The organism is Belnapia sp. AC561, from assembly GCF_979252845.1.
The window spans coordinates 1-233 of sequence record NZ_CEEDBP010000518.1; the positions used below are offsets into that span (position 1 = coordinate 1).

At 64.8% G+C, this 233-nt stretch carries 1 pseudogene; it reads right to left on the bottom strand.

The window, feature by feature from the left end:
• Positions 1–233 (bottom strand): annotated as a pseudogene (locus tag AC0IW9_RS32085) (1,4-alpha-glucan branching enzyme); the annotation flags it as partial.

Genomic DNA, 233 nt, shown 5'->3' on the forward strand with positions numbered 1-233 from the left:
CTCGGTGATCGGCAGAAATTCGATATGGGTGAAGCCCATGTCGACGACGTATGGGATCAGGCGGTCGGCCAGCGCGTCCCACGTCAGATACCAGCCGTTCGCGTCCTTCTCCCACGACCCGGCATGAACCTCGTAGATCGAGATCGGCTGGCGGCGGGGATCGACCGAGGCCCAATGCTGGCGGTGGCCGTCGTCCTGCCATTCGTGCGTGAACGCGCCGGTCGTGACCGAGG